We start from the raw sequence: 15,298 nt of genomic DNA, 5'->3' as shown, positions 1-15,298 counted from the left end.
GCGCATCCCTGTGTCTTTTTAAGGCACGGGACTTTGCGTGAATCTACACGTTGGCGAAGTCAGTCGATTCTATATCTGCTGTAGGATTTGTCCGCGAAGCAGGGTTGCAGCTTATACAACGATCTTTCTGGCAGTTACTTCGGATAAAGCGGAGGCAACCCGCTGTCACCCACCGGATCCTGAACCCGCTCGGCGATCGGGATCGCCCGGGTCGCGCGCCACAGGTCTTCGCCTTGCCAATGCTGGCCGGTTTCGCTGTACAGCGCGCCGTTCAAGCCGTCGAGGGCATCCGACAACGGCACAAACCGTGCCGCCATGTCGGCCAGGGTTTCCGGTTGTTGCCGCGCCCAGGCATCAAGGGCCTGGCGGGTGGCGTGGGGGTCGTTGGCCTGGCAGGCGCGCTTGAGCTCGTCGAGCACGGTGCGCGGGCTCGGGCCGGTTTGCGCGGCCCGCAAGATCGCCGGTTGCCAGCGGGCGCGCCACCACAGGCCAAAGCCGAGCAGGGTGGTGCAGGCCAGGATAATGGTGCTGAGTTTCCACCACCACAGGGCTTCGCTGTCGGCGCCGTAAACCACCTGCGGGCTGCCCGCCGGCGTGTCGACCACCAGGCTCGGATTGTTTGTCACTTGCAGGGTGCGGGCCGGCAGGCTGCTGTGTTCCAGGTGATCTTCGAAGGTGTTCCACCAGACCACGTCCACCGTCGGCAACTCGATGGCGCCACTGTGGGCGGGCACCAGGGCTTCACGGTCTTCGCGACTGCCGATCAGCCCGCGTTCGCTGTTCTGATTGCCCAGCACCGGTTGGTCCGGGTAGCGCCGCAAACCGTTGATATCGGTCGCGGGCAAGGGCGGCAACTGCGAACTGGCCAGGCCTTCGGCTTTCAGCGTCAGGCTGCGGGTCAGGGAATCGCCGACCTGGGCGTGATCCGGTTCCGGGCTCCAGCTTTCGCTCAGGCTCAGGCTGCGCGCCGGCAGCCACGGCGCGTCGGCCGGGTAAGTCTCGGGTTTGGCTTTGACGGTCAGCGGGATCTCGGCGGAGCTGACGCGCATCAATTTGCCCGGTTTCGGCCCTTGGGATGTAGCGTCCGGGGACGGTTGGACCAGGGTTGCACTGAACATCTGCGTGGGAATGGTCAGCACGCCGCTGTGCTGGGGAAAGATCGCGTAGCGCATTTCGATCACGCCATGGCGCAGGCCATTGATGACCTTTTCATAGGTGCGTGAATCGCCGAGTTGCTCGATGCGCGCATCGGGAATCTGTAACGGCGTCAGGCTGCTGTCGTCGTACAGTGACACCGAATGGTAGATGCGCAAGGTCAGGATCGCCTGGGCCTGCACGTACACGCTGCTCTGATCGAGGCTGGCTTCGATAAACACCGGCGCCAGGGTGTTTTGGGTGTCCTGGGTTTCGCTCTCGACCACCTGGATAGTGATCGGCTGACTGCGCACTTCACCCAGTTGCAGCGACGGGATCTCCACGCTGCCGTTTTGCTTGGGTAGCAGGGTGATGATCCAGCGCGTGGTGGCACGGTTGTCGCCGTTGATTGTGGTCAACTGGTTGACCTGACGCGTGCCACGCACTTCGAATGCAGGCTCAAGCGGCGTGAGGTCGGGTTTGCCGAACAGCGTCACGTCGTTGGATTCCAGGGTCAGTTCGACCGTTTCGCCGGAACTCAGGCGACTGCGATCGACCGAGGCGACCAGGTCCGCAGCCTGAACCTGAAAGGTCCAGAAAAACAGAGCGAGCAAAAAAGCGGTGAAGCGGGTCATCGAGTTTTTCCCTGATCCTGATGTTGTTGCTGTTCGTACCAGAATTTGCGTCGCAGCAATTCGCCCGGGTCATCCGGGATCTTGCGCAGCCATTGTTCCAGCGCCTGGGCCTGTTCGCCTTCAAGGCTGTCGTTCGCCGGGCGCCGAGGTGGCGTGGTGCTTTGCTCATCCCCCAGTTCGCTGCCCGGCACTTCGTTGGCCCCCGGTTTCGGCGGAGTGGTGGACGATTGTTCGGTGTCCGATACGTTCGGTTGAGCATCGGTTTTCGCTTCGCCGCTGCTCGAAGGCTGGGTGGCCGCGCCGGGTGCCGGGCTGTCACTGGCCGTCCCCGGCTCGTCGCCTTCGGACTTGTCCGGCTCAACCGCCGGTGGCGTGGCTTTCTGTTTGATCAGGCTTTCCACCAGCGCCTTGTTGGTCAACGCAGGACGCAAATCCGGTTGGCGCTCCAGGGCTTGATCGTAGGCGTCCAGCGCGGCTTCCAATTCACCGCTCTTGGCCAGGGCGTTACCCCGATTGTAGTGCGCCCGCGCGTCGTTGCCTTGGGCGAAGCGCTGGGCGGCGCCGCTGTAGTCGCCGGCCTCATACAACGCGACGCCCTGCCATTGCGGGTCTTCGAAATGTTGCGCGGCTTCGGCGGGATGCTCCTGATTGAGCAAATGCAGGCCCCGTTGATCGGGACGCAGCCACAAGTCTTCAAAGTCGAAGGCGTAACTCGGTTGCGGCAGCAGGAACAACAGCGGCAGGCAGAACAACCAGCCCCGGCGCCCGGCAAAGGAGGCCAGCAACAGGAGTGGCAGCAACAGCCAGTAACCCTGATCGGCCCAAGTGTCGAGGCGCAGGGTCTGGCCGTCGTTACGCAGGTTGCGCGGGCCATCGAGCAGGCCGAGGGCGCCCAGGTCTGCATCGTCCAGCCGTGATGCGTGATAGCGGCCGCCCAAGTCACTGGCAAAGGCTTTCAGCCCCGGATTGTCCAGGTGCGGCACCAGAATCGCGCCTTGGGCATCCTTGAGGAAACTGCCGTCCTCCTGGGCCACCGGCGCCCCTTCAGGGGTGCCGACACCGAGCATCAGAAACTCCGTGGACTTGCCGTTTAGCGCCCGCTCGATGCCATAGCGTTCCTGTTCGCTCAGGGACGAACCGATCAACAGGATCCGACCTTGGCCAAGGGCTCCCTGATCCAGCAGGGTCAAGGCCTTGATCACTGCCAGATCGGCGCGATGGCCTGCCTCGGGCATCAACGAAGGCTTGAGCGCGTCCAGTAGATTGCGGCTGGTAGACAGGTCGTCCGACAGCGGCACCAGCGTGTGGGCGCTGCCGGCGTAGACGACGATCGCGGTCTGGGCATCGCTGCGGCTTTGCAGCAGATCAAACAGCTTGCGCCGCGCCTGTTCGAGCCGGGTTGGCGGGCTGTCGGTGGCGAGCATTTCCGGGGTCAGCTCCAGCAACACCACCAGCGGGTCGGCGGGTTTCTGGCTGGTTTGTTCGACCCGCTGCCAACTCGGCCCGAGCAGCGCGCCAATGGTCAGCACCCAGGCCAGGCCCAGGACCACCCACGGCAGTTTGCTGTCGTGACCTTTGCCGCCGCTGAGCAACGCGGCGTGAAAGGCCGGTGGCAGAATCATTTGCCAGCGCCCGGCGCGTTTTTGCCGGTGCCAGAGTTGCCAGAGCAACCAGCCCAGCAACGGCAACAGCAAAAGCCACCAAGGGCGGAACCAGTACGGCCAGAGCGCACTCATCGGCGTCTCCGCAGGCGCAGGCGTTTGAGCCGTTGGCGCCAGTCCGGCAGTTGGCTTTGCAAAAACAGGTCCTTGCTCAGGAAGCGTTGCAGCGGATTGTCCGGCCAGCGCTCGCGTGCCACCAACAACATGCTTAACAGCAGCGCCAGTGCCAGCGGCCAGTGATACAACGCCTGGGCCGGGCGGGCCTGGGTTGGTTGCTGGGTCACCGGTTCGAGTTTGTCGAGGGTGTCCTTGATCGCTTGCAGTTCTTTGCCGTCGCGGGCGCGGAAGTACTGGCCGCCGGTGGCTTGGGCGATGGCTTTCAGCGCCGGTTCGTCGAGGTCCAGGCTCGGGTTGACGCCGAGGAAACCCAAAGTGCCGCTTTGCTCCGGATCGGCACCAATGCCGATCGGGTAGATTTTCACGCCTTCGCTGGCGGCCAGGCGCGCAGCGGTCAGTGGGTCGATCTCCCCACCGTTATTGGCGCCGTCGGTGACCAGGATCAGCACGCGACTTTGTGCCGGGCGCAGGCGCAAGCGCTTGAGGGCCAGGCCGATGGCATCACCTATGGCAGTGTTCTTGCCAGCGATGCCGATCCGCGCTTCATCGAGCCACACGCGCACGGTGCGCCGGTCGAAGGTCAGCGGCGCTTGCAGATACGCTTGGCTGCCGAACAGGATCAGGCCGACCCGGTCGCCTTCGCGGCTTTCCAGAAAGTCCCCGAGCAAATGCTGGACCAGCGACAGGCGGCTGACGTCTTCGTCTTGCCACTGCATGTCGGGGAAATCCATCGAGCCGGACACGTCCACCGCCACCAGCAAGTCGCGGCCACTGGCGGCAATCGGCAGCGGCTCGCCGAGCCATTGCGGGCGCGCGGCGGCCATCAGCAACAACAACCACAGCAGAATGAACGGCGCTTGCTGGCGCCAGGCCGGCAGATTGGCGCGAGCACGGCGGCGGGTCAGGCCTTCGAGGTCGCTGAGAAAACTGACTTTGAGCGCCGGCTCGCCGCTGTCGGCCACTGGCAGCATGATGCGCATCAGCCACGGCAGCGGCAACAGGACGAAAATCCACGGCCAGGCGAACTCAAACATGTTTGCGAATCCAGGTGTCGACGGCTTGGGTCAGGCCGGCGATGGCCTTGTCGTCGAGTTTGCATTCGGGTTTGTAGGCGCCTTCCACCAGCACCATCCAGCGCGTCAAACCAGCAGCCGGGCAGCGGTTGTCGAGGAACGCCAGCCATTTGCGGCCATTGAGCGTATGGCTCTGGCTGTAGGGGTAATGGTTGCGGCACAGGCGTTTGAGCAAACCATTGAGTTGCTGCAGCCAGGCACCGGCCGGCGCGCCATCGTAGGGTTTGGGCATCTGCGCCAGTTCGGCCAGGGCCGCGAGGCGTACCGGGTCCAGCGGTTGTTCGGCGCGGATGACGGGGCGCTTCTTGTGGGGGATCAGGTGTCGGACCTTCCACAGGCCGAAACCGATCAGTGGCAGCAACAGCAGCAATAGCCACCAGCCCGGCGCCGGTGGCCAGAAGCCGATCGGTGGCGGGGTCATCAGCGGTTGCAGTTGTTCGAGGCTGCTCATCGACCTTTCCCCGGTTTCTGTGGGTTCAGGTATTCACGCAGTTGCTCGACCATCTCGCTCTGGGTGCTCAGGGGCATCAACAACACCCGCAGCTTCTGCGCGAGCAATTCCCAGCGAGCGATGCGTTCTTCGGCCTGGGCGCGGTAGGTCTGGCGCAGGTCGAAATTCAGCGTGTCGAGTTCCAGTTGCGCGCCACGTTCGGCGAAACGTAAAAGCCCGGCGGCGGGCAGGGCGTGGTCCAGCGGATCGGACAGCGGCAGCAGCAACAGGTCGCAATGGCGCGACAGCAGGCTCAGCTGTTGCTCGGAGCCTTCGGTCAGTGCGCGCTCGTCGCAGATCACGATCACCAGGCTGCCGGGGCGCAGCACCTCCCGGGCACGGCGCAGGGCCAGGTTCAGCGAATCGCGGTTCTGCTCGCTTTCGGTGTGCAGCGACTGGTTGACCCGCACCAGCCGGTTGAGCAATTGCAGCAGGCTTTGCTTACTGCGCCGAGGTTTGATTTCGTAGTGCTCGTTATCACCGAACACCAGACCGCCAACCCGGTCGTTATGCCCGAGTGCCGCCCAACCGATCAGACTCGCGGCTTGCGCGGCCAGCACCGATTTGAACATCAGGCCCGAACCGAAAAACAGCCGACGGCTTTGCTCGACCATGATGAAAATCGGCCGTTCGCGTTCTTCATGGAACAGTTTGGTGTGCGGCTCCTGGGTGCGGGCGGTGACGCGCCAGTCGATGGTGCGCACGTCGTCGCCGGCCTGATAGACCCGCACCTGATCGAAATCGACGCCACGGCCACGCAGCTTGGAGTGGTGCAGGCCGATCAGCGGGCTGCGCTGGCTCGGCGTGGAGAACAATTGCACTTCGCGCACCCGATGGCGCATCTCGATCAGCTCGGCGAGGCTGACACGGATGCCCGGCTCGGGCGGCAGGATGGCGTTCATCGGGGTCAAGCGACGGCTACGACGTCGAGAATCCGCTGGACCACCCGGTCCTGGTCGATGCCAGCAGCTTCGGCTTCAAAGGACAGAATGATGCGGTGACGCAACACGTCGAACAGCACCGCCTGGATGTCTTCCGGGCTGACGAAGTCGCGACCGGCGAGCCAGGCGTGGGCCCGGGCGCAGCGGTCGAGGGCAATCGAACCGCGCGGGCTGGCGCCGTAGGCGATCCACTCGGCCATTTCCGGGTCGAACTTGGCCGGCGTGCGGGTGGCTATGACCAGTTGCACCAGGTATTCCTCCACGGCGTCGGCCATGTACAACCCGAGGATTTCCTTGCGCGCGGCGAAGATCGCCTGCTGGCTGACCCGGCGCTCAGGCTTGGTTTCGCCGTTGAGCGCTTCGCCGCGGGCCTGTTGCAGGATGCGTCGTTCGACGGCGGCGTCCGGGAAACCGATTTTCACGTGCATCAGGAAGCGGTCGAGCTGGGCTTCGGGCAGCGGGTAGGTGCCTTCCTGCTCAATCGGGTTTTGCGTGGCCATTACCAGGAACAGCGGCGACAACTCGTAAGTGCTACGTCCGACACTGACCTGACGCTCGGCCATGGCTTCGAGCAACGCCGACTGGACCTTGGCCGGGGCACGGTTGATTTCGTCCGCCAGCACCAGGTTGTGGAAGATCGGGCCTTGCTGGAACACGAAACTGCCGGTTTCCGGGCGATAGATCTCGGTGCCGGTGATGTCGGCGGGCAGCAGGTCAGGGGTGAACTGGATGCGATGGAACTGCGCTTCGATGCCTTCGGCGAGCTCTTTGATGGCCTTGGTCTTGGCCAGCCCCGGGGCGCCCTCGACCAGCATGTGGCCGTCGGCGAGCAAGGCGATGAGCAAGCGCTCGATGAGTTTTTCCTGGCCGAGAATCTGCGTTGAAAGAAAGGTTCGCAGCGCGAGCAGCGCTTCACGATGTTCCATCGATGACTGTTCCTGGAAAGGGTGACCGAAGACGTTCGAATAACGCCAGGGCTGGGGGCGTTACTTTAATGCATCGCGGGGGGTGGCGACTAACGGCATTTTGTAGAAATGTGCGGATCAACGCTCGTTAACGCGCCTTATGACCGATCGTTCCTGCGCTCTGCGTGGGAATGCAGCCTGTGACGCTCTGCGTCGCGACTTTAAAGCGGGACGCGGAGCGTCCGGTGATGCATTCCCACGCAGAGCGTAGGAACGATCGGAGCGGTGGTGTTCTTCCGGGCGCCTTCGCGGGCAAGCCTCGCTCCTACAGGTGACCGCGTCCGGTCAGGTGCATGTACAGGTGACCGCGTCCTGTCAGGTACATACGGTCACTGTAGGAGCGAGGCTTGCCCGCGAAGAGGCCGGCACAAGCACCGAAAATCAGAGCTCGCTGATATAGGTGCCAATCCCCGCAAGAATGTTCTGCAAGGTTTCTTCCACTTCCGGCAGGTCACTGGCATCGGTGCTGTGAATGATTTCCAGGGAATCTTCGCCATTCAGCGCATCGGCATCGGTCGCCGCGATTTCGATCAGCAGGCGGGTAGGGCTGAGCGTGACTTTCACGCCGTCCAGTGCCGACGGCTTGTCCTGGAAGATGATCTCCAACTCGTCCTCGTCCGGAAAGCGGCTCATCAGGAACATTTCGCCATCGTCACTGGTGCAGCAGAGCATGGCCAGGTTGTCTTCTTCGTCATCGCAAGGGTTGACGATCAACAGTTCGGTGGTGATTTGCATGGGTAATTCCTGGCTCGACGAGCATGGTGAAGACAGACAAAGGGCGATTCTGCCAGCAGACGGGAATTTCTGCTCGCCTGAGTGTCAGAGGATGTGTCGTGAACATCTGGGGTGTCGTTGGTCATTTCTGGTACGGATGTGCCGCAAAACCAGGCTTAAACCTGCCGTTTTGCCGTGCGGCTGCTAGTGTTGTTCGATGCACAAGGCGCAAGCTGCGTGCCGATGACCGAATATGTCGCAGCACCGCAAGCAGGCACGTTGTCGCACTCGTTAAGCTGCGCATCGAATGGATACCCGTAAAGGCATTGTGCAATTCATCGTACAGTCGCTTTTGCCGATACCCATTCTTGGAAGGTGAATGTGACCTGAGTGTCTCGTCCAGCTTCACCCACCTGTCACCCTGTTTCCTCTGCCCGAGAATCAGGAACAGGGTGACGGATCGCCCCGAAAGGGGTTTTGCACGCGACGCTTCCATCAATAACAAGCCCAAGCGGAGTACCACAGATGGCGTTCTTCACCGCAGCCAGCAAAGCCGACTTCCAGCACCAACTGCAAGCGGCACTGGCGCAGCACATCAGTGAACAGGCACTGCCACAAGTGGCGCTGTTTGCTGAACAATTTTTCGGCATCATTTCCCTCGACGAGCTGACCCAGCGTCGGCTGTCCGACCTCGCTGGCTGTACCCTTTCTGCGTGGCGCCTGCTTGAGCGCTTCGATCACGCGCAACCGCAAGTGCGCGTCTACAACCCTGATTACGAGCGCCATGGCTGGCAGTCGACCCACACGGCGGTCGAAGTGCTGCACCACGACTTGCCATTCCTCGTGGACTCGGTGCGTACCGAGCTGAACCGTCGCGGCTACAGCATCCACACCTTGCAAACCACTGTGCTGAGCGTGCGTCGCGGCAGCAAGGGCGAGCTGCTGGAAATCCTGCCGAAGGGCACCCAGGGCGAAGGCATCCTGCAAGAATCGCTGATGTACCTGGAAATCGACCGTTGCGCCAACGCGGCCGAATTGAATGTACTGAGCAAGGAACTGGAACAGGTTCTCGGTGAAGTCCGCGTCGCGGTCGCCGATTTCGAGCCGATGAAAGACAAGGTCCAGGAAATCCTGATCGGTCTGGACAACAGCCAGTTCAAGGTTGACCCGCAAGAAAAAGCCGAAATCAAAAGCTTCCTGGAATGGCTGGTGGGCAACCACTTCACGTTCCTGGGCTACGAAGAATTCGTGGTCAGCGACCAGGCCGATGGCGGCCACATCGAGTACGACCAGAGCTCCTTCCTCGGCTTGACCAAACTGCTGCGCACCGGCCTGACCTACGATGACCTGCGCATCGAAGACTACGCCGTGAACTACCTGCGCGAACCGACTCTGCTGTCGTTCGCCAAGGCTGCGCACCCAAGCCGTGTACACCGTCCGGCTTACCCTGACTACGTGTCGATCCGTGAAATCGACGCCGACGGCAAGGTCATCAAGGAATGCCGCTTCATGGGCCTGTACACCTCCTCGGTGTATGGCGAGAGCGTGCGGGTCATCCCGTACATCCGCCGCAAGGTCGAAGAAATCGAACGCCGCTCCGGCTTCCAGGCCAAGGCTCACTTGGGCAAGGAACTGGCGCAGGTGGTTGAAGTACTGCCCCGCGACGATCTGTTCCAGACCCCGGTGGACGAGCTGTTCAGCACCGTGATGTCGATCGTACAGATCCAGGAACGCAACAAGATCCGCGTGTTCCTGCGCAAAGACCCGTACGGCCGTTTCTGCTACTGCCTGGCCTACGTGCCGCGTGACATCTACTCCACCGAAGTGCGCCAGAAGATCCAGCAAGTGCTGATGGATCGCCTGAAAGCCTCGGATTGCGAGTTCTGGACCTTCTTCTCTGAGTCCGTACTGGCCCGTGTCCAGCTGATTCTGCGGGTTGATCCGAAGAACCGCCTGGACATCGACCCTGTCCTGCTGGAAAAAGAAGTGGTCCAGGCCTGCCGCAGCTGGCAGGACGACTACGCCAGCCTGGTCGTCGAAAGCTTCGGCGAAGCCCACGGCACCAACGTGCTGGCGGACTTCCCGAAAGGCTTCCCGGCCGGTTATCGCGAGCGTTTCGCAGCGCATTCGGCCGTGGTCGACATGCAGCACCTGCTGAGCCTGACCGAAAAAAATCCGCTGGTGATGAGCTTCTATCAGCCGCTGGGCCAGGTGTCCGGTCAGCGCGAGCTGCATTGCAAGCTGTACCACGCCGATACCCCGTTGGCGTTGTCCGACGTGTTGCCGATCCTGGAAAACCTCGGCCTGCGCGTGCTGGGTGAGTTCCCGTATCGCTTGCGTCACAACAATGGCCGCGAGTTCTGGATTCATGACTTTGCGTTCACCGCCGCCGAAGGCCTGGAACTCGACATCCAGCAGCTCAACGACACGCTGCAGGACGCTTTCGTCCACATCGTGCGTGGCGATGCCGAGAACGATGCGTTCAACCGTCTGGTGCTGACCGCAGGCCTGCCATGGCGCGACGTTGCTCTGCTGCGTGCCTATGCTCGCTACATGAAGCAGATTCGTCTGGGCTTCGACCTGGGCTATATCGCGACCACCCTGACCAACCACACCGACATCGCTCGCGAGTTGACCCGGTTGTTCAAGACCCGTTTCTACCTGGCGCGCAAGCTCGGTACTGACGATCTGGAAGACAAGCAACAACGCCTGGAACACGCGATTCTGGCTGCTCTGGACGACGTTCAGGTACTGAACGAAGACCGCATCCTGCGTCGTTACCTTGACCTGATCAAGGCGACCCTGCGGACTAACTTCTACCAGACCGATGCCCGTGGTCAGAACAAGTCCTACTTCAGCTTCAAGTTCAACCCGCACCAGATTCCAGAGCTGCCGAAGCCAGTACCGAAGTTCGAAATCTTCGTTTACTCGCCTCGCGTCGAAGGCGTGCACCTGCGCTTCGGCAACGTAGCGCGTGGCGGCCTGCGCTGGTCCGACCGTGAAGAAGACTACCGCACCGAAGTGCTGGGCCTGGTAAAAGCCCAGCAAGTGAAGAACTCGGTGATCGTACCGGTTGGCGCGAAGGGCGGCTTCCTGCCGCGTCGTTTGCCACTGGGTGGCGGTCGCGACGAGATCGCGGCAGAAGGCATCGCCTGCTACCGCATCTTCATCTCGGGCCTGTTGGACATCACCGACAACCTGAAAGACGGCGCCCTGGTGCCGCCGGCCAACGTCGTGCGTCATGACGACGATGACCCGTACCTGGTAGTAGCAGCGGACAAGGGCACTGCGACCTTCTCCGACATCGCCAACGGCATCGCTATCGACTACGGCTTCTGGCTGGGTGACGCGTTCGCTTCCGGTGGTTCTGCCGGCTACGACCACAAGAAAATGGGCATCACCGCCAAAGGCGCGTGGGTGGGCGTACAACGTCACTTCCGCGAGCGCGGCATCAATGTCCAGGAAGACAGCATCACGGTAGTGGGCGTCGGCGACATGGCCGGTGACGTGTTCGGTAACGGTTTGTTGATGTCCGACAAGCTGCAACTGGTCGCAGCCTTCAACCACCTGCACATCTTCATCGACCCGAATCCTCAGCCGGCCAACAGCTTCGTCGAGCGTCAGCGCCTGTTCGACCTGCCGCGCTCGGCCTGGACCGATTACGACACCAGCATCATGTCCGAAGGCGGCGGGATCTTCTCCCGCAGCGCGAAAAGCATCGCGATTTCCCCGCAGATGAAAGAGCGTTTCGACATTCAGGCTGACAAGCTGACCCCGACCGAACTGCTGAATGCCTTGCTCAAGGCACCGGTAGACCTGTTGTGGAACGGCGGTATCGGCACTTACGTCAAAGCCAGCTCCGAAAGCCACGCCGATGTCGGCGACAAGGCCAACGATGCGCTGCGCGTGAACGGCAACGAACTGCGCTGCAAGGTTGTGGGCGAGGGCGGTAACCTCGGGATGACCCAACTGGGTCGTGTCGAATTCGGCCTCAATGGCGGCGGTTCCAACACCGACTTCATCGACAACGCCGGTGGCGTGGACTGCTCCGACCACGAAGTAAACATCAAGATCCTGCTGAACGAAGTGGTTCAGGCCGGTGACATGACCGACAAGCAACGCAACCAGTTGCTGGCGAGCATGACCGACGAAGTCGGCAACCTGGTCCTGGGCAACAACTACAAGCAGACTCAGGCATTGTCCCTGGCGGCACGCCGCGCTTTCGTGCGGATTGCCGAATACAAACGCCTGATGAACGATCTGGAAGGCCGCGGCAAGCTGGATCGCGCCATCGAGTTCCTGCCAAACGAAGAAGTGCTGGCTGAACGCGTCGCGTCAGGCCATGGCCTGACTCGTGCCGAACTGTCGGTACTGATCTCGTACAGCAAGATCGACCTCAAGGAAGCGCTGCTCAACTCCCTGGTGCCGGACGACGATTACCTGACCCGCGACATGGAAACCGCTTTCCCGCCGAGTCTGGTGAGCAAGTTCTCCGAAGCCATGCGCCGTCACCGTCTGAAGCGCGAAATCGTCAGCACCCAGATCGCCAACGATCTGGTGAACCACATGGGTATCACCTTCGTTCAACGACTCAAAGAGTCGACCGGCATGAGCCCGGCGAACGTGGCTGGCGCGTATGTGATCGTGCGTGACATTTTCCACCTCCCGCACTGGTTCCGTCAGATCGAAGCCCTGGATTACCAGGTCTCCGCCGACGTGCAACTGGAGCTGATGGACGAGCTGATGCGTCTGGGCCGCCGGGCTACCCGCTGGTTCCTGCGCAGCCGTCGTAACGAGCAGAACGCTGCCCGTGACGTCGCGCACTTCGGTCCACATCTGGCAGCGCTGGGCCTCAAGCTCGACGAACTGCTGGAAGGCCCGACCCGCGAAGGCTGGCAGACCCGTTATCAGGCTTACGTCGCTGCTGGCGTGCCTGAGTTGTTGGCGCGCATGGTTGCAGGCACCACTCACCTGTACACCTTGCTGCCGATCATCGAAGCCGCCGACGTCACCGGTCAAAACCCGGCAGACGTGGCCAAGGCGTACTTCGCCGTGGGCAGCGCGCTGGACATCACCTGGTACCTGCAACAGATCAGCGCTCTGCCGGTTGAAAACAACTGGCAGGCCCTGGCCCGTGAAGCGTTCCGCGATGATGTGGACTGGCAGCAACGTGCGATCACCATCTCGGTCCTGCAACAGGGCGACGGCACCCAGGACGTGGAAACACGCCTGGCGCTGTGGATGGAAGAGCACGAAGGCATGATCGAACGCTGGCGCGCCATGCTGGTGGAAATCCGTGCCGCCAGCGGTACGGACTACGCCATGTACGCAGTGGCCAACCGTGAACTGCTGGACCTGGCGTTGAGCGGTCAGGCGGTTGTGCCTGCTACCGCTGCACTTGAGCTGGAACCGGCGGCCTGATTTTAGGCGCTGAATGAAAAAACCCCTGTATCGAGAGATGCGGGGGTTTTTTTATGCCTTTGGGTTTTGTGGTGGCTGGGCGGGCCTCTTCGCGGGCAAGCCTCGCTCCTACAGGTTTGAGGTGTTCACATTATTGGCGAACAACACGACACCCTGTAGGAGCGAGGCTTGCCCGCGAAGAGGCCATCCGCCTCACTACAACTTTTGATCCTTATTAATACTGATCATCGACACATTACTTGTCGGTATGGTCAATAAATTACTGAGCGACTGGTCAAACTTCTGCAATGCCCTAACTTGCACATCCTGTTGCTGGTTAATATCCGCAACGATCTCTTCACTGCGTTTAAAGTCGGCCCACACAGGGCTCAGAGACTTGGCGTCGTGCCCCTGAGCAGTACCGATGTAGTTGAACTTCGCATCATAAAAATCGGCACTGACATCCGCCTTGATATCGGAACTGCGCGACGTCATCAGCTGGCTGTGGGTGTCGACAATGGCCACAACATCCGGCCGCGCAGCTCGCAGACTTTGCAGGTCCGGATACACCGTCACCGAACCGAATTGGCGTTGCAACGAGGCTTTGACGCCCTCTACGGCAAAGTCCGGGTTGGAGGTCGCCACGTAGGCATCGTGGATCGGCTGCACCAGCAGGCTTTGGCCGAAACCGGTGCCGGCATTGGCTTGGTAGTGGCGCAGGTATTCGCGGTTAGCCTGGGTGGAAGGGCTGAAGACGATACCCAAGGAAACATTGCCGCCATTGGCAACGCGGGTGGCGCTAGAGCGGCCGACCGGTGCGCTGAACATCGTGTCCAGGGAGGAAACGGCTTTGGGGGCGGTGGGGACTGAGCAACCGGCGAGCAGCGCGGCAATCGTCAACGAACTGACAAGCGCAAGTTTCATGGTGTTTCTCCAGTGAAACAACTTGAGTCGAAAAGTTGATAGTTGCCGGTAAGTGTCCGGCAGTGGCTCCAGACTAAACCTCTATGGGCTGAATGAAATCGTCCATAAATACACTTATAGACTGATCCATAGTTTTGTTTGATGTAAAAGTTTTCATCTAAGTGCGCCGGGTAATAAAAAGGCCCGAATCATCGATTCGAGCCTGTTTATTTATGGCTGATGCACTAGCGATCAGTTTTTCAAGGGGATCAATACTTTCTCGTCCGGCGACAACACCATGAACACCAGTAACTTGGCGGGTTTGGTGGCGCTGGCATTTTTCGACACCAAATGCTCGGAACCGGCCGGCTCGTACCAGAATTCGCCGGCCTTGTAGGTGATCGCTTTCTGACCCTTGACCTGGGAGATGACCTGGCCTTGCAGCACATAGGCCATGGCCGTGCCGTCATGTTTGTGGGCGATGGAGGATTGGCCGGGTTTGTAGTCGACCTCGATCATCATGGCTTTTTTGCCGGGCACGTTTTGCAGCAGTTCGTCCTGTAACACCGTGACTTTTTCCGACGGGTCATGGGCGAAGGCCGAGGCGGAAACGGTCAGGGCAAGAGCGGCCAGTAAACTCAAAGCTTTCATGGTTGATCACCTGGGGTGGTTAGTCGTCAGGGACCACAGTAAGCCTGGGGGCGGCGCAAAAAAACGGCCAATTTTCGGGAAGGTGAGGGGACCAATTCCCTCGTGCCGATCGTTCCCATGCTCTGCGTGGGAATGCCTCAATGGACGCTCTGTGTCCGCTTTTTGGGACGCGGAGCGTCCCGGGCTGCATTCCCACGCGGAGCGTGGGAACGATCAACGCATTCCAATGTAGGAGCTGCCGAAGGCTGCGATCTTTTGATCTTGATCTTGTTGTTTTTAGACGATAGGAAAGCTATTGAAGTCCACTGCATTAGCCAACCGGCTATCAATCAAACCAATAAAACCCTGGACTTGCGGGCAGTTGAAATGCGATTGCATGGCCGCTTCCGATTGCCAGCGGGCGCTGACGTTCCAGCGGTTGGTGTCCTCGGGGCAGCGGTCGACCATATAGGAATCGCAGCCAGGAAGTTCGCGCAGGGTGTCGACAATCTTTTGCAGTTGCTTGCCCAGTTCTTCCGAGCGGCCGGCGGCGGCCTGCACCCTGACGGTATTGATCACTTCGTTGGACATTACTCACACTCCTGAATCAGGCCGGACGAATCCTGCTCATTGAG

General features: G+C 60.9%; 11 protein-coding genes. 1 reads left to right on the top strand and 10 read right to left on the bottom strand.

Annotation, left to right across the window (positions count from 1 at the left end; translation table 11 throughout):
• Positions 1-134: 134 nt before the first annotated feature.
• From ACWIKB_RS24745 to ACWIKB_RS24715, 7 genes are all read right to left on the bottom strand, one after another.
• Positions 135-1,769: a BatD family protein gene (locus ACWIKB_RS24745; protein ID WP_475270072.1), complete on the bottom strand. Its 1,635-nt coding sequence runs from the start codon at positions 1,767-1,769 to the stop codon at positions 135-137.
• Positions 1,766-3,505 (bottom strand): vWA domain-containing protein, encoded by a 1,740-nt coding sequence (locus ACWIKB_RS24740; RefSeq protein ID WP_475270070.1) that lies wholly within the window; start codon positions 3,503-3,505, stop codon positions 1,766-1,768. Before ACWIKB_RS24740 ends, ACWIKB_RS24745 begins: the two co-directional genes overlap by 4 nt.
• The gene (locus ACWIKB_RS24735) at positions 3,502-4,581 is read right to left on the bottom strand and encodes a vWA domain-containing protein (protein ID WP_475270068.1); all 1,080 of its coding nucleotides are present in this window, start codon (positions 4,579-4,581) and stop codon (positions 3,502-3,504) included. Before ACWIKB_RS24735 ends, ACWIKB_RS24740 begins: the two co-directional genes overlap by 4 nt.
• Positions 4,574-5,071 carry a DUF4381 domain-containing protein gene (locus ACWIKB_RS24730; protein WP_475270066.1) on the bottom strand — a complete coding sequence of 166 codons (498 nt, stop codon included), beginning with the start codon at positions 5,069-5,071 and terminating at the stop codon, positions 4,574-4,576. The genes ACWIKB_RS24735 and ACWIKB_RS24730 overlap by 8 nt, the downstream gene beginning before the upstream one ends.
• Complete coding sequence (locus tag ACWIKB_RS24725; RefSeq protein WP_403017405.1) at positions 5,068-6,012, bottom strand: DUF58 domain-containing protein; 945 nt, start codon at positions 6,010-6,012, stop codon at positions 5,068-5,070. The genes ACWIKB_RS24730 and ACWIKB_RS24725 overlap by 4 nt, the downstream gene beginning before the upstream one ends.
• 5 nt (positions 6,013-6,017) lie before the next feature.
• Positions 6,018-6,977: an AAA family ATPase gene (locus tag ACWIKB_RS24720; protein ID WP_475270063.1), complete on the bottom strand. Its 960-nt coding sequence runs from the start codon at positions 6,975-6,977 to the stop codon at positions 6,018-6,020.
• Positions 6,978-7,397: 420 nt separating this feature from the next.
• The gene (locus ACWIKB_RS24715) at positions 7,398-7,751 is read right to left on the bottom strand and encodes a hypothetical protein (protein WP_475270061.1); all 354 of its coding nucleotides are present in this window, start codon (positions 7,749-7,751) and stop codon (positions 7,398-7,400) included.
• 504 nt (positions 7,752-8,255) lie between these two features.
• On the opposite strand from ACWIKB_RS24715, the gene ACWIKB_RS24710 reads away from it, so the two are divergent.
• Complete coding sequence (locus tag ACWIKB_RS24710) at positions 8,256-13,151, top strand: NAD-glutamate dehydrogenase (RefSeq protein ID WP_475270059.1); 4,896 nt, start codon at positions 8,256-8,258, stop codon at positions 13,149-13,151.
• Positions 13,152-13,346: 195 nt separating this feature from the next.
• Here ACWIKB_RS24710 and ACWIKB_RS24705 read toward each other — a convergent pair whose 3' ends face one another.
• From ACWIKB_RS24705 to ACWIKB_RS24695, 3 genes are all read right to left on the bottom strand, one after another.
• Entirely contained in the window at positions 13,347-14,054 is a 708-nt protein-coding gene (locus ACWIKB_RS24705) for an ATPase (protein WP_475270057.1), read from the bottom strand.
• A 231-nt stretch (positions 14,055-14,285) separates the two neighbouring features.
• Positions 14,286-14,684, bottom strand: a complete 399-nt coding sequence (locus ACWIKB_RS24700; protein ID WP_475270055.1) for a cupin domain-containing protein — start codon at positions 14,682-14,684, stop codon at positions 14,286-14,288.
• Between the two features lie 276 nt (positions 14,685-14,960).
• On the bottom strand, positions 14,961-15,254 hold the full coding sequence (locus tag ACWIKB_RS24695) for a putative quinol monooxygenase (RefSeq protein WP_475270053.1): 294 nt from the start codon (positions 15,252-15,254) through the stop codon (positions 14,961-14,963).
• Positions 15,255-15,298: the final 44 nt, after the last annotated feature.

It is taken from the genome of Pseudomonas sp. 5Vm1k (assembly GCF_056161485.1).
The sequence above is the reverse complement of the archived record's forward strand: the minus strand, read 5'-3'. Positions and strand labels throughout refer to the sequence as shown.